Source organism: Geoanaerobacter pelophilus (assembly GCF_018476885.1).
GTDB lineage: Bacteria > Desulfobacterota > Desulfuromonadia > Geobacterales > DSM-12255 > Geoanaerobacter > Geoanaerobacter pelophilus.
In genome coordinates, this window is the sequence record NZ_JAHCVJ010000001.1 from 355,147 (window position 1) to 377,277 (window position 22,131).

At 50.8% G+C, this 22,131-nt stretch carries 22 protein-coding genes; 5 read left to right on the top strand and 17 right to left on the bottom strand.

The window, feature by feature from the left end; genetic code table 11:
• Nucleotides 1-11 precede the first annotated feature (11 nt).
• The 10 genes from KI809_RS01610 to rnc form a co-directional block, all read right to left on the bottom strand.
• On the bottom strand, nt 12-956 hold the full coding sequence (locus tag KI809_RS01610; protein WP_246559110.1) for a chemotaxis protein CheW: 945 nt from the start codon (nt 954-956) through the stop codon (nt 12-14).
• Nucleotides 957-984: 28 nt separating this feature from the next.
• Entirely contained in the window at nt 985-1,788 is an 804-nt protein-coding gene (locus KI809_RS01615) for an ExeA family protein (RefSeq protein ID WP_214169764.1), read from the bottom strand.
• 12 nt (nt 1,789-1,800) lie between these two features.
• The gene (locus KI809_RS01620; protein WP_214169765.1) at nt 1,801-3,852 is read right to left on the bottom strand and encodes a chemotaxis protein CheA; all 2,052 of its coding nucleotides are present in this window, start codon (nt 3,850-3,852) and stop codon (nt 1,801-1,803) included.
• Between the two features lie 29 nt (nt 3,853-3,881).
• Entirely contained in the window at nt 3,882-4,247 is a 366-nt protein-coding gene (locus KI809_RS01625) for a response regulator (protein ID WP_214169766.1), read from the bottom strand.
• Nucleotides 4,244-5,938, bottom strand: coding sequence for a DUF4388 domain-containing protein (locus tag KI809_RS01630; RefSeq protein WP_214169767.1), 1,695 nt, complete (start codon nt 5,936-5,938; stop codon nt 4,244-4,246). Before KI809_RS01630 ends, KI809_RS01625 begins: the two co-directional genes overlap by 4 nt.
• Before the next feature lie 97 nt (nt 5,939-6,035).
• Complete coding sequence (gene der / locus KI809_RS01635; protein WP_214169768.1) at nt 6,036-7,358, bottom strand: ribosome biogenesis GTPase Der; 1,323 nt, start codon at nt 7,356-7,358, stop codon at nt 6,036-6,038.
• 106 nt (nt 7,359-7,464) lie between these two features.
• The gene (locus KI809_RS01640) at nt 7,465-8,550 is read right to left on the bottom strand and encodes a radical SAM/SPASM domain-containing protein (RefSeq protein ID WP_214169769.1); all 1,086 of its coding nucleotides are present in this window, start codon (nt 8,548-8,550) and stop codon (nt 7,465-7,467) included.
• 22 nt (nt 8,551-8,572) lie between these two features.
• Entirely contained in the window at nt 8,573-9,469 is an 897-nt protein-coding gene (gene era / locus KI809_RS01645) for a GTPase Era (protein WP_214169770.1), read from the bottom strand.
• Nucleotides 9,462-10,562: an elongator complex protein 3 gene (locus KI809_RS01650; protein ID WP_246559111.1), complete on the bottom strand. Its 1,101-nt coding sequence runs from the start codon at nt 10,560-10,562 to the stop codon at nt 9,462-9,464. The genes era and KI809_RS01650 overlap by 8 nt, the downstream gene beginning before the upstream one ends.
• Complete coding sequence (gene rnc, locus KI809_RS01655; protein ID WP_214169771.1) at nt 10,531-11,256, bottom strand: ribonuclease III; 726 nt, start codon at nt 11,254-11,256, stop codon at nt 10,531-10,533. Before rnc ends, KI809_RS01650 begins: the two co-directional genes overlap by 32 nt.
• Before the next feature lie 156 nt (nt 11,257-11,412).
• Between rnc and tmk the strand changes: the two genes are divergently transcribed.
• The 4 genes from tmk to metG are packed head-to-tail and all read left to right on the top strand — an operon-like array spanning nt 11,413 to nt 15,519.
• A complete protein-coding gene (gene tmk, locus KI809_RS01660; protein WP_214169772.1) occupies nt 11,413-12,051 on the top strand; it encodes a dTMP kinase in 639 nt (212 codons plus the stop codon).
• 3 nt (nt 12,052-12,054) lie between these two features.
• Nucleotides 12,055-13,014: a DNA polymerase III subunit delta' gene (gene holB, locus KI809_RS20840; protein WP_214169773.1), complete on the top strand. Its 960-nt coding sequence runs from the start codon at nt 12,055-12,057 to the stop codon at nt 13,012-13,014.
• Between the two features lie 22 nt (nt 13,015-13,036).
• Entirely contained in the window at nt 13,037-13,993 is a 957-nt protein-coding gene (locus KI809_RS01670) for a PSP1 domain-containing protein (RefSeq protein WP_214169774.1), read from the top strand.
• Complete coding sequence (gene metG / locus KI809_RS01675; RefSeq protein ID WP_214169775.1) at nt 13,990-15,519, top strand: methionine--tRNA ligase; 1,530 nt, start codon at nt 13,990-13,992, stop codon at nt 15,517-15,519. The genes KI809_RS01670 and metG overlap by 4 nt, the downstream gene beginning before the upstream one ends.
• On the opposite strand, the gene KI809_RS01680 is transcribed toward metG, so the two are convergent.
• The gene (locus KI809_RS01680; protein ID WP_246559113.1) at nt 15,516-16,130 is read right to left on the bottom strand and encodes a YdcF family protein; all 615 of its coding nucleotides are present in this window, start codon (nt 16,128-16,130) and stop codon (nt 15,516-15,518) included. The genes metG and KI809_RS01680 overlap by 4 nt on opposite strands.
• Nucleotides 16,131-16,238: 108 nt before the next feature.
• Between KI809_RS01680 and rpmB the strand changes: the two genes are divergently transcribed.
• A complete protein-coding gene (gene rpmB / locus KI809_RS01685; RefSeq protein WP_214169776.1) occupies nt 16,239-16,430 on the top strand; it encodes a 50S ribosomal protein L28 in 192 nt (63 codons plus the stop codon).
• Nucleotides 16,431-16,504: 74 nt separating this feature from the next.
• Here rpmB and KI809_RS01690 read toward each other — a convergent pair whose 3' ends face one another.
• The 6 genes from KI809_RS01690 to galE all read right to left on the bottom strand — a co-directional run bounded on the left by KI809_RS01690 (nt 16,505) and on the right by galE (nt 21,982).
• Nucleotides 16,505-16,888, bottom strand: a complete 384-nt coding sequence (locus tag KI809_RS01690) for a RidA family protein (RefSeq protein ID WP_214169777.1) — start codon at nt 16,886-16,888, stop codon at nt 16,505-16,507.
• A gap of 22 nt (nt 16,889-16,910) precedes the next feature.
• A complete protein-coding gene (locus KI809_RS01695) occupies nt 16,911-19,055 on the bottom strand; it encodes a RelA/SpoT family protein (RefSeq protein WP_214169778.1) in 2,145 nt (714 codons plus the stop codon).
• A 205-nt stretch (nt 19,056-19,260) separates the two neighbouring features.
• On the bottom strand, nt 19,261-19,470 hold the full coding sequence (rpoZ, locus tag KI809_RS01700) for a DNA-directed RNA polymerase subunit omega (RefSeq protein WP_214169779.1): 210 nt from the start codon (nt 19,468-19,470) through the stop codon (nt 19,261-19,263).
• A gap of 23 nt (nt 19,471-19,493) precedes the next feature.
• Nucleotides 19,494-20,102 (bottom strand): guanylate kinase, encoded by a 609-nt coding sequence (gene gmk, locus KI809_RS01705; RefSeq protein ID WP_214169780.1) that lies wholly within the window; start codon nt 20,100-20,102, stop codon nt 19,494-19,496.
• Between the two features lie 15 nt (nt 20,103-20,117).
• A complete protein-coding gene (locus KI809_RS01710) occupies nt 20,118-20,996 on the bottom strand; it encodes a YicC/YloC family endoribonuclease (protein WP_214169781.1) in 879 nt (292 codons plus the stop codon).
• On the bottom strand, nt 20,993-21,982 hold the full coding sequence (gene galE, locus KI809_RS01715) for a UDP-glucose 4-epimerase GalE (RefSeq protein ID WP_214169782.1): 990 nt from the start codon (nt 21,980-21,982) through the stop codon (nt 20,993-20,995). Before galE ends, KI809_RS01710 begins: the two co-directional genes overlap by 4 nt.
• Between the last annotated feature and the right edge of the window lie 149 nt (nt 21,983-22,131).

The window sequence follows — 22,131 nt, forward strand, 5'->3', positions numbered from 1 at the left end:
TCATCTTCCTTTCAGTAAAGAGAGACATCAAGAATACTGGCCAAGTTCAGCAGTATCAGCATGCCGCTGGGATGACGCCCTATTCCCTGGACAAAATCACGATCTATCCCTTCCAGCACAGCAGGAGGCTGCTCAATACCACCTTCCGGAATCCTGACAACTTGGAGTACCTCGTCCACCTGGATGCCGAACAGCTCTTCTCCTTTACTGACAACAATAATCCGCTCCTTGGTACCTGCAGCAACCGGTTCAAGATGGAGCCTCATTCCCATGTTGAATACCGGGATGATTATCCCCCTCAAGGAAAGCACACCGGAGATAAATTCGGGAACCCGCGGCACTTCGGTAATCTCCCTTGGCTTGATTATCTCCTTGATCTCCATAATGTTGATTGCATATTGCTCGGTGCATACCCGAAAGCAGAGAAATTCCTGATAATCCAAGACATCTGCCTCAGAAATCTCATCGGATGACAGGACCAGCTCATCTCCAAACCCCGACGAAGCGCGGCCTGCCAGAAGAATCGCCAGCGGGTCGAAATGATGATCCTGATGATCCTCCGACTCAGGCGCTGAAACAGCCGACGCAGCCCCATCCGGCTTGACAGGCGCGACAGGTTCAGCAAGAGAAGCGGAATACTCCATGGCAGCGGATGCAGGAATCGCCGGGGCTTTGATCGGTGGCGGAACTACGATTGTTTCTCTCGGTTCAGGCTCCTCTTCTATAGAACTATTTAAAAACGCACTAGCAAAAGCGACAGTTCCGGCGACATCGTCTGCCGGCTCCAGATCCGGCTCATCATCAACATGCAGATCAATCCGGACCGCATCGCGTTCCGGGATATTCACCTCTGTCGCTTGGTAGACCTCGGCAACAGACGCATCGCCGCGAACAGGCGTGTTGGCTGCTTCATCACGATCACGATTAGCTTTTTTTCTTATTTCAGCAAGATTCATGGATAGACACCCGAAATACTGCTTTCTGCTATGAATGTATCAACTCACTCCGAAGTGACTCCACCAGCTCGGCATCGATAAAAGACTGCTCCCTGCCGAACCCTTCAAGCAGAGCGTTTGTTGCCACCAAATTAATCATCCGGGGAACACCGCCGGAGAATTCGTAAATTTTCTGCACCGCATCCGGAGTGAACAATCCGGGATAGCCACCGGCAATCTCCATGCGAAAATCAAGGTACTCCTGAGTCTCTTCCAGGGTCAGTGGCTTCAGGTGATAATTGATCGCCACTCTTTGCCTGAACGGCTCGTACTGGGGTGCAGCGAGGATGGTGCGCAGTTCCGGCTGCCCCATCAGGATAACGCTGAGGAGATTCCGGTCATCGAGCTGAAAATTGGTAAGCAGCCGAATCTCGTCATACACATCCCGATCCGGGATCAACTGGGCCTCATCGATCACAAGAACTGGACTGAGCCCTTCGCAGTGAAGGCGATAAAGGGAATCCGTCATCTCCTGCAGCAGGTCTTCCTTGCTCGTTGCCGGGAGATCGCAGCAGAGGCTCCTGGCGACGGTCCGTAAAAACTCCATGGGGGTAAGCCTGGGGTTGAGCACAAAGCAAAACCGATACGACTCTCCCATTGTGTCCATGAGTGCACGTGAAATAGTGGTCTTGCCACAGCCGATTTCGCCGGTCAGTATGGCAAACTCCTTTTCCTCAAGAACATATTTGAGACGAGCCAAAGCCTCCCTGTGACCTCTGCTCAGATAAAGATAGCGCGGGTCTGGAGTCTTACTGAAAGGCTTTTCAGTAAATCCGTAGAACTCCCTATACATGAATCATAACCCTCAAATACTCCCTCGTGTCGACTCAGCGATAATCCCGCCCACGTCCAGAACCAGAATCGTCCGTTGGTCGCCAAGATCCGCGGCACCTGATATTCCCTTGAAGCGTTTGAAGGTCTCGCCGATAGACTTGATGACAATATCCTGCTGGCCGATAAGGTCATCGACAACTATACCCAGCCGCTTTTCCGCCACGCCTACGACGACCACATAGAACAGTTCAGGGGTTGCGCTCCTATCATTGAGTTCAAAAACCTCTGACAGCCGAATAAGCGGCAAGGTCATGTCCCGTAGCTGTATGACCTCCTTTCGTTCAACCGTCAGAATTTCCGTGTTTTCTACCAAGATGGTTTCTAGTACAGAGGTGATCGGCATTGCATAGGTACGTCCGGCGACACTGATGATAAGCGCCTTGATTATGGCAAGAGTTATCGGCAAGGTAATGATTACCTTGCTCCCAAGACCGGGACGGGTCTCAATGTCAACCATCCCCGAAACTGCAGCGATATTGTTGCGCACGACATCCATGCCGACACCGCGGCCGGAAACATCGGTCACTTTTTCGCTGGTTGAGAACCCTGGGAGAAAGATCAACTCAAGGGCTTCCCTTTCCGAAAGGACCTCCCCTTTCTGGATCAGCCCTTTCTCAACAGCCTTATTCTTGACCTTTTCAACGTCTATCCCTCGGCCATCATCCTCCACTTCAATAACAACGTGGTTCCCTTTCTGGTATGACGAAAGCCGTATAACCCCTTTTTCATCCTTACCGAGCCGTATCCTCTCGGCAGAGGGTTCGATGCCATGATCAATGGAATTCCTGATAATGTGCATCATCGGGTCCGAAATATCTTCAATGATCAGTTTATCCAGTTCCGTATCAGCCCCGAACAGGCGAAGATCGATCTTTTTACCCTGCTCCCTGGCTATCTTTCGCACAATGCGGGACATCTTCTCATAAAGCTGCCCGACAGGGATCATCCGGATTTCCATGACCCCTTTTTGCAGTTCATTCAGCTTGCGCTGCAGCCCTTTTGCCGCCTTGCCCAATTCGATCGCCAAGGTGGAATAGCCGCTGCCACGAACCTTGCCGACAAGCTCACTAATTGTCGAATGGGACAATACCAGTTCGCCTACGATATTCATCAATTCGTCAAGCTTCAGGATATCGACCCTGACCATTCGGCTCATGCTCTTGGCGGTCATGCCGGCTTCATTATTCAGCTGAACCGGTACAACCGTTTCAGTAGGCGGTTCTTCATAACGTACAGGCGTCGGGACAACCGGCATTGCTACTGAGGAGGCGCCGCCAAGAAGAGTAAGGGAGACTCCCGGTCGATCAATAATTGCAGCCAGTTCACTACTGTTCCTGGTCGTACCAAAAAGGATTTCGAAATCTATACCGCCGCTATTACCGCTGCCAACGCTTGGAAGAGTGCTGATAACCTCGCCTTCCTTTTTCAGCAGGTCGGTAAGATCACCCAATTCCTGGTCAAAAGTAGTCAAGCTAAATGAGGCAACCAGGGAGAAGATCGACTTCCCTTTCTTAACATTCTCTACGAGTCGATGCTCTTCGTACTCGGTAAGAGCATTGAGCACTGAGTCAGACAGCCCCAATGATGACAGCGGAGATTCATCGGCACGTTGCTGGCTTGTATTAGCACAGGAATTGATCCTGGCAACCATTGCCGGAATCCCACCCCCATCAACCTGGCCATCTCCGGCGCCTCTGACCAGATTTCCGAGAAGATCCATGGAGTCAAAAAGGACATTCATGATCGACGGATTAATACTGATTTTCCCAAGGCGGAGGGAGTCCAACAGGTTCTCCATGTTATGGGCCAACTCTCCGATTTCCCCGAAACCGAAGATACCGGCCAGCCCTTTCAAAGAGTGGGCTCCACGGAATATCGAGTTGAGAAGGTCTGGGTTGCAATCACCTGAATCAGCACAGTCCCCCAGGTTGACCAGATCGTTATTCAGCTGGTCGACAATCTCTTCAGCTTCCGCAAGGAAATCCTTGACTGCCTTGCCTATTGTGTCTCCTGCGCCTGACATTGTATGTATGTCACTCCTTGGAAACGGGCTCAGCCCAGATATTTTTTCAATAGGGTTTGAAGCTGAGAAGGGTCAAACGGCTTAATCAAATACTCATTCGCTCCGAGAGCCAAACCTTTGGCAAGATCCTTCTCACTGCTTTCCGTGGAAATAATAAAGAGCGGTATCGCTCCGTAATTCTCATTGTTCCGGATATAACGTATCAACTCAAGACCATTGATGTCGGGCATGTTTATATCTGTTATCACCAGATCGACTTTTTCACGAGGTAGAAGGCGAAGCGCCTCGAAACCGTTGGCAGCTTCAACTGTTTCATAACCGTCAAGCGCCTCAATGGTAGAAATTATCAGCGATCGCATTGTAGGCGAATCTTCGGCAATCAGAACCTTTTTCACATCCCCTCCAAATGCTTTTCTTTCAATCTTCGTTGCAACAACGCCTTTTCCATGGCAATACCTGCCTGAGAAAGGAATATTTCCAGAGAATCGGTATCGCCGATCGGTCGTGGATCAAAGCCGTTATCCCCATAGAGGACCGCAACCACTTTCCCCTCGCTTACAATAGGTCCCATGAAAGCCTCTGTCGGGTTGCCGCCGAGATGCTCCTTCAGATAGTTACACCACTGGCTATCATCCATTTGCAGTTTAACAGGAAGTTGCGATTCAACAACCTCGCTGAAAACGGTCCGCTCCTTTATAGGAACTTTCATGGACCGGACCCTCATATCGCCGGACTGCTCGCCGTCATCAATACCAAACTGGCCAAGGCCGACGATTTCATCTTCCTTGACAATAAAGATAACAGCCCTGGCCATGAACTCCGCGGCAAATCTGAGCACCAGAAGAATTATCCCTCCACCAAGCGCCGGATCGTTCAACTCCTCCAACATGCCCCTTAGAAGAGAGATCCCGGTGCTTTGAGGCGCTGCAAGCGGGGCTGCTGAATCCTCTCCCATTTCTCTCCTGAGTTCATCGCCGATATTGAATGAATCCGATACACTCTTCACCTCTCCGGAGCGCAGTTCAGTGAGACTCTGCAAAAGGCGGTCACTGAACCGTAAGATAGTCGAGTCTTCGGACAATTCCTGAGTTGACGGCTTCATGATCAGCGAATACTTCATAGCGGCAATTTTGCGCTCCGCTGTGACATCATGCCGATCGGTCATGACCAGCACCTTAAGTTCAGGGAAATTTGAATGGACAAGTTCCAGAAGCTCAAGTCCACCTAATAGGCCTGACCCGTCCATCCTCGGCATGATGAGATCCTGAAGAAGTAGAGGAGTGAGCCCTTCGCGACAGAGAGAATCAATGGAAATCAAAGCATCCTCGCCTTTTGCAAAGCAGGTGACGCTATAACCATTCTTCTCCAAGGCATCTGCGAGAGACTTTCTGATCAATTCGTCGTCATCGACCAATAATAAAGGCAGGGCGGGCGAACTCTCCTGATGTTGGCCCGATTCCGTTGCTTCATGAGTTGTTGCGCTGCCGGACTCCTGCACCAGGTCAAATTCAAAATCGACGTTGTCATTCGCTGCTGCGGTAACGCCGGTCTTCTCGCCCTTGGCTGATGCATGCCTGTGTTCATCCAGGATGCGCGACCCCTCCATTGCGAGAAACTGAGCATTGAATCCCTTAACCAGGATAAACTGCAGCGGGTCAGTTCGGATATCATCAACGGTATCGAGATTATCCTGCAGGTCGAAATCAAATGTTCCCTCTTCCCAGCTAAAGAGAGAGTAAACGATCTGCTCCACCTGTTCATGGACAAGCTCTTCGAGAAGAGCAGCCTCGACGATCCGCTCTTGGATCAGGATATCGCCAAGCCTGCGGCTGAACCCCTCAGCCTGCTGACGGGATTTAGCAAGCTCCAAAGCATTTTTTTCCACAAAACCTCTTGCCAGAAGGGCTTCGGCAAGATCAACAGGGTAAGTCGTTGAGGTAGCCTTGACCACCTGCCCCTGCCTGAAAACGATGTTGGCTTCCTGCTCGTCGCACCTGATCCCCAAGACGCCGGATTTTCGGCTCAGGCTGACAATCTGGAGTATTTCGGCCAACCCCAGGTCTTTGAGGTTTCCAACGAGGCTCATGTGAAGCACTCCGTAAGTGGGGCACGAAGAATTGACAAATTATTCACTCAGCCTGACCATAATCCGGAAACCTAGGCTAAACAAATGGGCAACGACATTATGCCTTGTTGCGTTCTCTTCCCCTGAAAAGCAGCCTGATCGGCGTACCTTCGAAGCCAAACGCCTCCCGGAAACGGTTTGCCAGGTATCTCTCATAAGAGAAATGAATTCCTTCCGGCTGGTTGGTAAAAATTACAAAGGTCGGCGGCTTGGTCCCGACCTGGGTCGCGAAATAAAACTTAACACGTCTGCCGCTTGCCAAGGGAGCATGCTTGGCCTCAGTAGCCTCAGTGAAGACCTTGTTAAGATCCGAGGTGGTTACCCTGCGGGCATACTGGGTCATCACCTTGTCTACTTCCTGGATGATTTTAGGAACCCTTTGCCCGGTTACAGCAGATACAAAGATAATCGGAGCGAACGGGAGATACTTGAATTCTGTTCTTATGCGATCGACAAACCTGCCGACGCTTGCATTGTCTTTCTGCAGCGCATCCCACTTATTAACCACGAAGATACAAGCTTTTCCGGCCTCATAGGCGTAACCGGCAATTTTGGAGTCCTGTTCGGTAACCCCGTCCTCAGCATTGATGACGATGAGAACCACATCGCCCCGTTCGATGCTCCGCAGCGAGTCGACTACGCTGTATTTTTCAAGCTTCTCGGTGGTCTTCCCCTTACGCCTGATTCCGGCAGTGTCGATCAGGAGATAGCGCTTTTTATTGCAGGTGAAGTGCGTATCAATCGAGTCTCGCGTTGTGCCGGCAGTCGGATTGGCCACCGACCGCTCAAAGCCGAGCAGCTTGTTTACCAGCGAAGACTTGCCGACATTGGGCCGGCCGACCACGGCGATTTTCGTTATCTCATCCTCATCATCTGCCGGTGAATGAGGGAGAATGCCCATCAGCTCTTCAATCAGATCATTGATGCCACGATTGTGCTCGGCTGAGATGGTGTGCATCGAGTCTATTCCGAGTGAATAGAAATCAGACGAGGCAAGCTCCAGCTTTTCCCCGTCTATTTTGTTCACCAGGTAAAAGACCGGCTTGTTCACCTTGCGCAGCATCCCCGCAACCTCTCGATCGGCAGGAGTCAAGCCTTCCCTGCCGTCCATGACGAAAAAGATGACATCGGCCTCCTCCATTGCCAGCTGCGACTGCTCCCGCATCTGCTGCAACAGGCGATCTTCGGTGACCGGTTCAAACCCGCCGGTATCGACCAGGATGAACGGCACCTCATATTTATTGACCGTGGCATAATTCCTGTCCCTGGTCACTCCCGGCATATCATCTACAATCGCCCGTCTGTGGCCGACAAGGCGATTGAAAAGTGTTGATTTCCCTACATTGGGACGGCCAACTATTGCGACTATCGGTTTACTCATGAATTATCCTTTTAACTTAGATTCTTTGTGCGTTGGAAAAGAATAAAAATTGATATGCGATCTAAAGTTGCCGTTATCTTGAAAAAATTAGAGTTGAAGCACTAAGTTAGGCATCAAATTCTTTGATAATTCCTTCAAAACTATTGGAGTGAATAAATTCGGTATTAATCCCATAAAGGGCAAGATCATAAATTTCAATTACCGTATTATTACGCCTTAGTTTACTAATATCGCAGTTCAACAATTCTTTTTTTACATTTAAAATAGTTCTTTCTATAATTTTATCCCAGAATTTGTACCTTGTGTTTTTGTTTATATAAAGCCTGAAATTAGTATCATATAAAATAATTGTTTTGGGGGCCAGACTCAATGCCCATTTTAAAAACATATCTTGTTCATGGAAGGTCAATGGAGTAAGAATAAATCTAGTATTTACTGAAATTTTACCATTTTTTATCAATTTTTCTACAAATTGGATAGTCCTATCCAATTTTAGCCCCATAACTTTACTATAAGTTTCTGGTTGGAATCCAACTATTGAGATGTCTATACTGTCGAATAATCTCTCTATCTCATCGATGCGAGTCAAATCAACATTAGCATTCGAAATAACAGAAAAATGGGTATCTCTTGGCAAGGATTGCTTGATTGATGATAAAAAATCTAGTGATTTTTTCTGTATTAAAATCTCGCCTCCCTGAGAGACAATCTTATCAATTTTACCCATTTTATTTATTAATCTAATAACGTCATCATATAGTTCGTATTTGCCTTTCCACATAGGTGCATCGACACAACACATAGCGCAAACAGCTTGGCATTCTAGGGATAATTCAATATTTAATAAGTTATATTTGAGCGTATCATTGGAGTTTTTAGCTCTTATAGAGTATTTATTGCATAAACACTTTGGTGGAACAAAAGCTATAACCTTATCTAAGATATTCTTATCAGAAACAAATCCTATCTTCATATCTTTTCGGTTCCAAACTCTGCAGCATGGATAAACCTCCCCATTAGATTTAACAAACAGCTCATTGCAGTGACAAGCACGAGACTCTTGGAAAACATTTTTAAGAGAATGTTTTTTTATCCAAACATAGAGGGGATCTTTTATGAAGCCTGGCAGGAAATCCCTTATCCCACTATTTCTGGAAATTATTTTTAATAGTTCTCTCAGATCATAAGCCATGCAAAACTCCAATAACGAAAGACTACTCGTACCCCAGTTCCTTCATCATATTTTTATTGCCGGTCCAATCCTTGCGCACCCTTACGAACAGTTCCAGAAACACCCTGGCCCCCAGAAGCTGCTCGATCTCCTTGCGCGCCAGCGTTCCGACCTTCTTCAGCATGGCGCCATGTTTGCCGATGACAATCCCCTTCTGGGTTTCACGTTCAACCGAAATGACCGCAGAGATGCGAATCAGACCATTCTCCTCTTCACCCTCATCGAACTCTTCCACGTTGACAGCCACGGCATACGGGATTTCGTCGCCGGTATGGCGGAAGACCTTTTCCCGGATAATCTCGGCGACCACAAACCGCTCCGGGGCATCAGTCAGGATATCGTCAGGGAAATAGGCCGGTCCTTCCGGGAGCAGCGGCAGGATCAGGCGGTCAAGTCGATCCACACCTTCGCCTTTGGCTGCCGAAAGCGGGACAATTTCCCGGAAATTATGGAGCTTACCATACTCTGCCAGCTTCAGGATCAACTGTTCGCGGCTGATCAGATCTATCTTGTTGACGATAAGAATCACCGGGGCATCGATCCGGCCGAGGCGCTCCTGCAACAGTTCAAACTGCTGAACCGGCTTAGCAGTGGCATCCACAAGAAAAAGTACGACATCAACCCCTTCAAGCGCAGCACCGGCCTCATCCACCATGTAGCGGTTGAGTCTTGACCGCCCCTTGTGAATACCCGGGGTATCGATAAAAACAATCTGGCCCCCTTCGACATTATGAATCCCCTGGATCCGGTTGCGGGTGGTCTGCGGCTTGTCGGATGTAATCACCAGTTTTTCGCCAAGAATGCAGTTGAGAAGCGTCGATTTCCCGACATTTGGGCGGCCGATTATTGCGACAAAACCGGAACGAAATTTTTCAGACATATGGTTTCCCTTCATCATTAAAGTCAAGATCAGTGAGCAGGTTTCCGTAGCGCTCGGTCGAAGAGGTGCGTAAAACGATCTCTGTTGGCAGCAGTGTGGGGTCAGCGTCTATTCTGTCCGGAACAATTCCTGTTGCAGCCAGCCGTTTCAGGTTTGTCCGGTGCTGACCGGCAACGTCGGAAACGCGAGAGGGGGCGCAACGAACAATGCATTTAGTTCCCGCGTCAACTCCTGTGCAAAGTTGCAGCAAAAGATAATAGCACAACTCCGACTCCACCAGTTGACGAAACGCAGGATGATACGGACCGGCAATTATTTTCCCCGGTTCGGCAAGAGAATCACTGGCCTGCAGGCCGATACGGATCACCGGCAGTTCCGCCTTCATGCAGCGGTGAAGCATGGCGGCACAGAGTCTGACCGCCTCTTCCAGCGACAGGGGAGCAAATTCGCCTGACCGGTACAGCGCGGCAAGGGCAGTCCCGGCCAGAACGAGCCCCGGGTAAATGCGCAGGAAGTCGGGAGCAAGGCCAATCGCTTCATGAAGAGTGGCCAGGTCTTTCCCTGAAGAGGAACAGGGCAAACCAGGCATCAGCTGAAGACCGACAGAAAGCCCGGCTCCGCGGAGAATACTGACCGCGCCCCGGACGTCGTCGGCACAATGACCTCTCTGGCAAGCCGTCAGCACCTGATCATCAAGCGACTGTACCCCGAGTTCAACGGTTCGCACCCCGCTATCCCAAAGGAAAGCAACCTGTTCAGCAGTTATGGCGTCCGGCCTGGTGGAAAGCCTTACTGAAGAAACAGCACCGGAGTTCAGCAAAGGCTGGAGAGGTGCAAGCAACCTTTGCTGATCAACAACAGGAAGCATGGTAAAGGTGCCCCCAAAGAAAGCCACTTCCACCGGCTTACCTGGCGAAGTGGCACAGTAACTGGCTATAGTTGCCAGGATTATTTCCGGCGACGGCAGTGGTTGGCACTGGCCAGTTATACTCCGCTGATCGCAGAAGATACAGTGGTGGGGACAACCATGATGGGATATGAAAAACGGGACAATCATCTGATCACTGCCGGCCAGAACTACAGCGCCCGGCAAGCCTTTCCAACCCCTTACGGGCGGCCTCCTGCTCCGCCTCCTTTTTGCTCCGGCCCGAACCTTCACCCATCAACTCATCGCCAAGAAAGGCTGCTACCGTAAAAACCGTGGCGTGGTCAGGCCCACTGGAACCAATAAGCTTATATGTGGGAGTTGCCCCCATTACTGACTGCGAAGACTCCTGAAATTGGCTCTTGCAGTCCCGGCCGGAACTCAGCGTTTTCAACCCAGCAGCCTGCAGAGAGAAATGTCTCTCGATTATTGGAGCTACCGCCCCGGCGCCGCCATCCAGATAAAGAGCCCCCAGCAGTGCTTCATAGGCATCGGCAAGTATTGACTTTTTTGTTCGTCCCCCAGTGAGCTCCTCTCCCCGCCCCAGACGAATCAGGCTACCGATATCAAGATCAACGGCACTGCGAGCAAGGGCAGCTTCATCGACAAGAGCCGCGCGGATTCTGGTTAATTCCCCCTCGCGCTTTTCAGGGAAATCTTTGAACAGGCGATGACTTACAAAAAGCGACAACACCGAATCGCCAAAGAACTCCAGTCGCTCGTTGTCAGACAACCCTTTTTCGGAGGACTCATTCAGATAAGACCTGTGGGTGAGCGCTTCTTCCAGAAGAGTGCGGTTGGAAAAGCTGTAGCCGATCCGTTGTTCAATGCTTTCATTATGCTTATCCGGGAGTTTGGTCATGGTTACCGACAAGAGTGCTGAAATATGGGTGATGGCGGATCAACTATAACAAATAACCAGATTTTATCAATATATATGACAGTTTGTGGCGAATTCGGACTTGATTAATACCTCCCCCTCTCCTATAATGTTCCATTCTTTCATTCAGGGGACGCAATGGGCTGTTTTATCACATTTGAAGGTATCGAAGGGTGCGGAAAAACCACCCAGATAAACCTATTGGCTGAACGGCTGCAAGCCCTCGGTCATGACGTAATTGTCACCAGAGAACCTGGCGGCTGCCCCATTGCCGATCAGATCCGCAGCGTTCTGCTTAATGGTGCTAACAGTGCCATGGCCCCTTTGGCAGAACTGCTGCTGTATGCTGCTGCTCGGGCACAGCATGTGGCTGAAATAGTATCTCCGGCACTCGCAACAGGTAAGATAGTACTCTGTGACCGTTTCACCGATGCCACCCTGGCCTACCAGGGATTTGCCCGCGATCTTGACAAGAAGCTCATTCAAAGTCTCAACCAGCTTGCCAGCGGCAATATCAGGCCAGACATGACAATTCTTTTCGACTGTCCGGTCGAGGTAGGTCTGTCAAGAGCGGTTTCCCCTCTGGATAGCCACGGGATCCGCGAAGACCGATTCGAAAAGGAATCTCTTGCCTTTCACCAGCGCGTCAGGAATGGTTATATAAACATTGCCGAACAGGAACCCGACCGGATCACCAAAGTATCTGCAGACCGCGAGGTGGCAGCTGTTGCCAAAGATGTTCTCAATGCGGTCCTGTCTCGCATTGCAAAGGGATAGACCGTGGCTTTTGACGAAATAGTCGGGCATGAACAGATTACTGGCATTCTTGAGCGAGCCCTGAGCGCCGGGAGAATCGCCCATGCCTACATGTTCACCGGGCCGGAAGGGTGCGGCAAGCGAAAGACAGCAGTCGCCTTGATCGAGGCACTCTACTGCAAAGATTCATGCGGATGCGGTAAATGCCCGGCGTGCAGCAGGGTATTATCACTCCAGCATCCGGATCTCCACATAATGGAGCCTGACGGTGCATTTATAAAAATTGACCAGGTACGGCAGTTACAGCGGGAACTCTCGCTCCGACCGTATGAGGCTCCATTCAAAAGCTGTATCATAGAGGCAGCTGATCGGTTTCATCAGGCAGCCGGGAATGCGCTCCTCAAGACCCTCGAGGAACCTCCCGGCAACGCCTTGATTATCTTGCTTACCTCTAACCCTGAAGCGGTACTGCAGACCATCCGTTCACGATGTCAGATGCTCAACTTCAGGAACCTGTCCGAAGAAGCCGTAACACAGATTCTTACTGGCAAAGGGGTAGACCCCGAGGCGGCCCATCTGGCCGCTTGCCTGTCAGGTGGAAGTCCGGGGCGAGCAATGGCCCTCTGTTCTGAAGGAATTCTTGACGGAAGACGTGAACTCCTGGAACAGATCCTCTCTCTCCCCAAAGATGACGTATCCAAGCTGTTTTCCAGCTCAGAACGGCTTGCGGCTGAAAAGGAGAATCTGCCGGAACTACTGGATCTCCTGGTAACGTTTTTCAGAGATCTGCTGCTGTTGCAGGCCGGCAGCACGGAACTGGTTAACCGGGACCTGGAGGCACTGGTACGGCAAGAGGCAACATTGCGCAGTGCAGAAAACGTCATGAAAATGATAGAATATGTAATAGAGGCCCGCAAGGCACTGCAACGCAATGTCAATGCAAGGCTGGCGATGGACCTGCTTCTGATGCGCTTCGCCGCATAACCAATGAATTAAGGAGTTTTTTTTGCGAATAGTAAAAGTTCAATTCACGCACGCCGGAAAGCTGTATGACTTCAATGCCGGTGACCTTCAGATAAAAGCCGGGGACCAGGTAATCGTTGAAACAGAACGTGGGCGCAGCATTGCAGCAGTGGTTGTCCCGCCGACAGAGTATGACGACCCCGTTGTCCCTGACGGTATAAAAAAGGTCATGCGGATGGCCCACGCCGAAGACCTTGCCGCTCTGGAAAGAATCCGCGCCAAGGAGGCAGAGGCGTTCACCTTCTGCCAGGCCAAGGTTTCCGAACGCTCGATGGAGATGAAACTGGTAAAGGTCGAGTACCTGTTTGACGGCAGCAAGGCTATCTTCTTTTTCACCGCTGACGGCAGAGTCGATTTCCGGGAGCTGGTCAAAGACCTGGCCCACCAGTTTCACACAAGGATTGAAATGCGCCAGATAGGGGTCCGCGACGAAGCCAAGATGGTAGGCGGAATCGGCATCTGCGGTCGTGAGCTCTGCTGCGCCACATTCCTGCGCGATTTTGCCCCGGTGTCGGTAAAAATGGCCAAAGAGCAGAGCCTTGCCCTCAACCCAACCAAAATATCCGGTCAATGCGGCCGGCTGCTCTGCTGCCTGGGATATGAGTTCGAGACTTACTGCAGCCTGCGACAAGGACTGCCCAAATGTGGCAAAAGGGTCCAGTGCGGTTGCAACGAAGGAGAGGTCATTAAGGTTGATATCCTTCGGAGCTGTTTCACCATCAAGACCGATGATGACCGACAGGTTGAGATCTGCAAGGATGAGCTACCACCCGATTCGATAATTGAACGCCCCAAAAAGCAGCCAGTCCCTGAAAAGGCAAAGAATGAGCCGAAACCTGAACCTGCGTCCGGCACCAAGCCCCGCAGGGAAAAACGCAGAGACCGTGACAGAGGGCGCGATAAAGACAAGGATAAAGATAAACCCAGGGAGAAACAATGAAACCGACCTATTACGTCAGCACCCCTATTTACTACGTTAATGACGTACCGCATATCGGTCACGCCTACACGACCTTGGCCGCAGATGTCATTGCCAGATACAAACGGCTGAAAGGGTTTGATGTCTTTTTCCTGACCGGCAGCGACGAGCATGGTCAAAAAGTAGAAAAGGCTGCCACTGCTTCAGGCGAAACACCGCTCGAACTGGCAGATCGCGTCGTCAAGCGGTTCCAGGCGTTATGGGACAAGCTGGGCATTGAATACACCGATTTTATCAGGACTACTCAGGAGCGGCACAAGCAAGGCGTGAGTCAGATATTCAGCAAGATCCTGGAGCAGGGCGACATCTATCTCAGCGAATATGAAGACTGGTACTGCACCCCGTGCGAAACCTTCTGGACCGAAACCCAGTTGATTGACAGCAACTGCCCGGATTGCAACCGCCCTGTGGAGAAATTGAAGGAAGAGTCCTATTTTTTCAGAATGAGCAAATACCAGGAACAGCTCCTGGCGCATATTGAGGCTAATCCGGACTTCATACAGCCCAGATCCAAGCGAAACGAGATTGTTTCGTTCCTAAAGGAAGGGCTGCGCGACCTTTCTGTCTCCCGTACCAGCTTTAGTTGGGGGATACCTGTACCTGGCAACGAGCGTCATGTCATCTATGTCTGGTTCGATGCCCTGACAAACTATATCACCGCGCTCGGTTATCCTGACGAATCCGGAAATTTCGGCAAGTACTGGCCGATCGATGTTCACCTTATCGGTAAAGACATCCTAAGGTTCCACGCTGTTTACTGGCCGACCTTCCTGATGGCTGCGGGGTTGCCGCTCCCCAAAAAGGTCTTTGCCCACGGGTGGTGGACCATCGAAGGGCAAAAGATGAGCAAGTCCCTGCAGAATGTAGTGGAACCTAACCTGTTGATCGACAAGTACGGGGTGGATGCCATACGTTACTTTCTGCTGCGCGAGGTTCCCTTCGGTCTTGATGGCGATTTCTCGCATTCGGCACTGGTGCTCAGGATTAACTCCGATCTTGCCAATGATCTCGGCAATCTCCTGAATAGAACCACGGCGATGATCGTCAAGTACTTCGACGGCGTATTGCCGTCACCCAGCGAAAACCTGGAGATCGACACTACTTTCCGCGCACGGGCAGAATCAGCTATTCAGCAGGTAGATGCACACCTCGACGAACTGGCTTTCAGCAAGGCTCTGGCAACGATCTGGGAAGTGATCTCAGCGGGGAACAAATACATAGACGAAACAGCCCCCTGGTCCCTGGCTAAAGAGCCGGCAACAAGGGAGCGGCTGGCGACGGTCATGTATAATCTCGCCGAAGCTCAACGTATCGTGCATTTTCTGTTGAGTCCTTTTATGCCTTCATCTTCAGCCAAGGCGCTCCAGTTCTTGGGATGGCAGGGTGATGTTGATGAAACTGGGCTCGTCTGGGGCAAACTGCTTCCCGGCATATTGATTACCAAGGCGGAACCGCTTTTCCCGCGGATAGATACCAAGGAAAGCTAACCTGTAATCGGAGAGGGTCTGAGCTCTGAAGGGGCAATCAGAAAGAAAAGCCTGAACATCGTATACTTGTAGAACTCGCTGAACAGAAGACGGATACTGCCGCTATGGCCCCACCAGTCCGGAAGCAGGTTCCTGCTGTCCACAGGATGCGGATATATGGCAATATCCCGAGGAAGAACGGCCCGGAAGAACAACGTAGCCCGTTTCATGTGATAGCGAGAAGTTATCAGTTTTATGGATGTTATTTTGTTACCCAAGATCAACTCGCGTGAATAAAGGGCATTCTCGAGGGTATTTCTGGAGCTTTTCTCAAGTATGACCCTTTCGGAACTCCGCTCGCCAGGCCTGTCCTGATAAAGGTCCACTTTCCGTACCGAGGGATCGACGCCAACAAGGAGCAGCCAACCGGCCTTTCCGGCCTTGTAAAGCCGTACGCCTTCATCTACACGACCGAGGCCTCCGGTAAGGACTACTATGGCGTCGGTGTTGACATCGCGACCCTTCAACGAAAAGGTCTTATAAGTAAAATCAACAAAAAGAACAGCAGCAACTATCAGCAGAATGAGCAGCAGGAAAAAGACGCCTCGCATTATTAACAGCAACCGTTTCATCTGACTTCCCAATATACGTACAGTTAGCAGAACAGCGGAAAAAACACTTGAACTTCACCGTACAATCTGATAGAAAGTGAAGCTTAGTTTCCAAGAGGAGGTTTCATCATGTCCAAGGTATGCGAAATCTGCGGCAAAGGCCCCAGTTTCGGGAATAACGTCAGCCATGCAAACAACAAGACCCGCCGTATGTGGCACCCCAACCTGCAGAAGATCAAGGCAGTCCAGGATGGCAGCATCAAGAGCATTAAAGTATGCACCCGCTGCATCCGTTCAAACAAGGTCACCAAAGCCCTGTAAAAAGCGGGATTGACGTTGGAAATCTGCAAGCCGTAGCGCACCATGCGTGTCTACGGCTTTTTCATTTGCCGTCGCTAGCTCCGCTCAACCGCAATAACTTCTATCTCTATCTTGGCACCCCGAGGCAATGCACTGACCTGCACTGTTGACCTTGCCGGCGGCTCGCTGGAAAAACATCCACCATAAATCTCATTAACCACCGCAAAATCCGCCAAGTCAGTCAAAAATATCGTTGTTTTGACGACATCGTTGAAACCGAGACCGGCCGCCTCCAGTACTGCAGCAATATTTTGCATTACCTGGCTAGCCTGTTCAGCCGCACTAGTCCCCATAAGTTCCCCAGTGACAGGATCCAAAGGTATCTGCCCTGAGAAAAAGACAAAACCTCCGGCCTTTACCCCCTGAGAGTAAGGCCCAATCGCTTTGGGCGCCTTATCGGAAGAAACAATTTTTCTCATAGAATTACCTCACTCCACAACTTTACAGGCGTTCAACCTTGGTAACACCTTTGACCTGCATTATGTTTTTGATGACCCTGTTCAGGTGATCCAGATCGGTAACCTCGATTTCGAAGTTGTTAATCCCTCGCTTGTCAACTGTACTCTGGATATTGGCGCTTGAAATATTGGCCTCACAGTTGGTTATTGCCAGGGAAATATTTGCCAGAATCCCCTTTTCATCATGACAGGAAACTCTGATCTTTACCGGAAGTGCAGCCCGCCGGTCACGATTCCAGGCAATATCTATCCGCCTTTCCGGGTCGCTTTCTCTGGCCAGAGGACAATCAGCGGTATGCACCGTTACCCCTCGACCGCGGGTGATGAACCCGACAATATCGTCCCCAGGAACCGGATTACAGCATTTACCGAACCGGACCAGTACATCATCAACCCCGTTGATCTGAATGGCGCTTGATGATTTTCTGGTCAGTTTTTCAATGACCTTGCCAACCCGGCTTTCCTTACGCTCCTGTTGCTGCTCAAGCTTTTCCGCAGGGATGATTTTGCCGATCAACTGGTGGCTGGAAAGCTTGCCGTAACCGACAGCCGCCATCAGGTCGTCCTCGGCAACCAGACCGAAATCTACCGCCAGTTTCTTGATCTCTCCGGTCTTCAGCAGTTTTGAGAAGTTCAGTGAGTAGCGGCGAAACTCCTTGTCGCAGATTTCCCGGCCAAGGGTTATGCTCCGCTTGCGCTCTTCGGTCTTGATCCAGGCGCGGATCTTGTTCCGCGCGCGCGAGCTGCGGACGACCTTAAGCCAGTCCTTGCTGGGTGTGTGATGAGGCGATGTGACAACCTCGACAATATCGCCGGTCTTCAGTTCATGCTTGAGTGGGACCAGTTTGCCGTTGACCTTGGCACCGACGCAACGATGTCCAACATCGGTATGCACGCTATAGGCGAAATCTATCGGGGTCGAACCCTTGGGGAAACTCTTGACATCGCCTTTCGGGGTAAAGACATAAACCTCTTCCGGAAAGAGCTCAACCTTGACGGTATCCATAAACTCCCGTGAATCCTGGAGTTCCTGCTGCCATTCAAGCAGCTGCCGGAGCCAGGCAAAGCGCCGGACCTCTTTCTCATCGTACCCTTTCCCCTCTTTGTACTTCCAATGAGCGGCAATGCCGGCTTCGGCAACCCGGTGCATCTCAGTGGTACGGATCTGCACCTCCATTCGCTCCCCAAAAGGCCCGATGACCGTCGTATGTAGCGACTGGTACATGTTCCCCTTGGGCATGGCGATATAGTCCTTGAACCGACCGGGAACCGGTTTCCAGGTCGAGTGGATTATCCCCAGCACCTCATAGCATTCGCGAATGTCCTCCACCAGGACCCGCATTGCGATAAGATCATAGATTTCGTCGATATCGACACTGCGGTGCTCCATTTTCCGGTAGATCGAGTAGAGATGCTTACTCCGACCGGACACCTCGCCTTTGATCCCGTGTTCAGCCAATCGTGCTGAAATGACAGACCGGGCCTTCTCAACGTCCGACTCCCGCTCCTGCTTCTTCTTGGTCACCTTTGAAGCAAGATCGTAATAGACCTGGGTATTGAGATAGCGGAACGACAGATCCTCCAGCTCGCTCTTGATCCAGGAAATCCCCAGCCGGTTAGCTATGGGAGCGTAAATATCAAGCGTTTCCTTGGCAATGGAGCGCTGCTTGGTTTCAGGCTGATGCTGCAGAGTCCGCATGTTATGCAGACGGTCGGCCAGCTTTACCAGAATCACCCGGATATCGATGGCCATTGCCAGCAGCATCTTCCGAAAATTCTCTGCCTGGCTCTCTTCCTTTGTCTTGAAATGAATCTTGCCAATCTTGGTCACACCATCAACAAGGTTTGCCACCTCTTCGCCAAACATCTCTTTCAACTGCTCAAGAGTGGTCAAGGTGTCCTCAACGGTATCGTGGAGAAGCCCGGTAACCACAGTCGCCACATCGAGTTTGAGATCGGCAAGGATAGCCGCTACTTCCATGGGGTGAATAAGATAAGGCTCACCGGAAAGCCTGGTCTGTCCTTGGTGTACCTTTGCGCAATAGACATATGCCTTGCGAATAATATCCAGCTCTGCCGCCGGGTTATAGGCAAGGACTTTGTCCAATATGTCGTTAAGTCTGATCATAAATGCCGCGGCTTCGCCAAAAGTCCATCTGCTGCGTTACGCTCAATCTTCGTCACTGCGACGTAGCCTACGGCTACGACTCATTCCTCAGCTTTCGCAAGCCTTGCAGCTGGAGCTTTTTGCTGTGCCTTATGTTTCTGAAATTTGTTTTTAGATACAAAAAGAGGGCGGCACCTTTCGGTATCCGCCCTCGCATAAACCGGGACTAACGGCTGCGGCGGGTTTGCAACTCGTAACTCACTCTTCCAGAAGCAATCTCGCGCAATGACAGAACCACGTTCTTGTTGCCGCTCTTGTTCTCTATCAGAGGCCGTGCCCCTTTGTAAAGCTGCTTTACGCGCTTTGCAGCCAGCATAACCAGAAGAAACCTGTTGTCTACCCTCTCCAAACAATCTTCAACTGTAACTCTTGCCATATGAATCTCCTTTCAGATAAACCTTATATATCAAATTTCTCGCTGATCGACTCTAAGACCCTCAAGGTTCTGCTTCTTTCTGCAAGAATAACCGATTTCAGCTCTGTGAGCGCCTGGCTAAAGTCATCGTTGACGATAATGTAATCGTACCAGCGCGATTCCTTTATTTCTGCAGCAGCATTCAGTATCCGCCGCTCAATTACCGCCTCAGAATCTGAATTGCGCCGGTCAAGCCGTCTTCGCAGTTCATGAAAACTGGGAGGTAAGATGAAGATAAAAACCCCGCCGGAATATTTCTGCTTCAGGAGATGAGCCCCCTGGCAATCAATATCCAGGATCACATCGATATTGCTCTTCCGGTACTCGTCAAGGGTACTGATGGCTGTGCCGTAAAGATTCCCGTGAACCTCAGCCCACTCTGCAAACTCACCAGAGTCAACCATGCGGCGGAACTCTTCACTGCTTACAAAAAAATAATCCCGGCCATGTACCTCGCCGGGACGGGCCTGCCGTGTAGTGTAGCTGACAGAATGCCGCAGCCCCGGGAAAATGTCAATTACTTCCTTGCAAAGTGAGGTCTTCCCGGCGCCTGACGGTGCAGAGATTATAAACAGGATGCCTTCGCGTTTCATGATAACCCCAGAGTTTTACTCGATATTCTGCACCTGCTCACGGATCTTTTCCAGCTCAGACTTTAACGCCACCACCTGTGCCGCAATACCAGCATCATTGGCCTTTGAACCAACTGTATTAACCTCACGATTCAGCTCCTGAAGCAGGAAATCAAGCTTCCGGCCGACTGGTTCAGCGGAATCGAAAGCAGACCGGAACTGGGCAAGATGACTCTTGAATCTTACCAGCTCTTCGGTTATGTCGCAACGATCAGCCATCAAGGCAATCTCCTGGGCAATGCGGGCATCGTCCAGAGGCTGGCCTGCCAGAAGCTGGGCCACCCGCTCCTTTAAGCGTGCAGCATTCTCGGTAACGACGGCAGGAGCCCGTTCTGCCACCGCTGCCATAAACGACTCCAAAGCTGATACCCTTTGCGTTATATCTTCAAGCAGTGCAGCGCCCTCTTTCTCCCTCATCAGATCAAAGGAATCAACTGCCCCCTTTACAACCGCAAACAGATCACCGGCCAGCTCATCGATCTGCAGGTTATCGTCAGCTCCTGCCAGCACATCCTTCTGTGCCGCAATTAAAGCAAGGGTAATTGGATCTCCTAACCCAAGAGCCTCTTGCAGCGAAACAAATGACTTGTGATAAGCCTTGGCAAGGGGGATGTTAAGAAGCGGTTGGGCGCCGACTGACCCCGTCATCTCATGCTTTACAAATACCTCTATCTTCCCCCTCTTGATACGGGATAATACCTGGCGGCGAACTTCGTGTTCCATTGCCAGAAAATGTCGAGGCATTTTGACGGAAATTTCACCGTAGCGATGATTAACCGAGCGGATCTCTACGATAATGCGTCCAGCCGATGTCTCCCGTTCGGCCTTGCCATAGCCTGTCATGCTTTTAATCATGAGTTTCTCCTCGCCAGCTTGCTCTCCCACCGCCAGGCATCAGCAACAATAGTCTCCAGGTCCGCGTGTTTCGGCGACCAGCCAAGCACTGCCCTGATATTGTCCGCCTTTGCCACAAGCTCTGCAGGGTCGCCGGGGCGGCGTTCTGACTCGACAACAGTGAAGTCCACGCCACTCACCTTCTTGACCATCGCTACTACTTCTCGCACAGACGATCCACAGCCATAGCCCACATTAATACGAGTCGACTCGCCTCCTTTTTCCAGGTAGTCAAGTGCATAAAGATGGGCTGAGGCAAGATCCTCGATATGGATGTAATCCCTGATACCGGTCCCGTCGTGAGTCTGGTAATCAGTGCCATAGATGCAGACTTTGTCTCTCATCCCCAGGGCTGCCTGGCAGCTGACCTTGATCAGATGGGTTGCCTCAGGGGTCCGCTGCCCCATTCTTGCCTGCGGGTCAGCCCCGGCAACATTAAAATAGCGCAGAGCCACATACTTCATAGGATGCGCAGCAGCGGTATCACGGAGCATCCATTCACTCATAAGTTTTGAGGTACCATATGGATTAATTGGTTCCGTCGGGCTCTCTTCAGAGGCAATACCATTGGCCGGCATCCCGTAAACCGCGGCAGTACTTGAGAAAACAAACCGTTCAACCTTGTGCTTTACGCAGGCCTGAAGCAGATTCAGGGTATTTCTGGTGTTGTTTGCGTAATATTTCAAGGGATCGGTCACCGACTCCGGCGCAACAATTGCTGCAGCAAAATGGAGCACGGTACGGAAACCGAATTCGGCCAACAGCGCGTCGAGTGATGCCGTGTCCGCAAGATCTCCCTGCACCAACGTCTCTCCATTAATAAGTGCGTCAGCAAAACCGGTCGAGAGATTGTCATACACCACAACCTTGTAGCCAGCCTCTGCAAGCTGACGTACCACATGGCTGCCAATATAGCCGCAACCGCCTGTTACCAGAACATTTTTCATATCAGTTCCTTCCGTAACCACTTGAAGGGAGGTCGGTTGTCAAAAGCGTACACCAACTAACTCAAGCAGTCTCTTCTTTTAATGAATTCAAATATAGACGTGCCGAATCGCAACTATAACTCAGCCTGAAATTGCTGCCAGCCACAAGA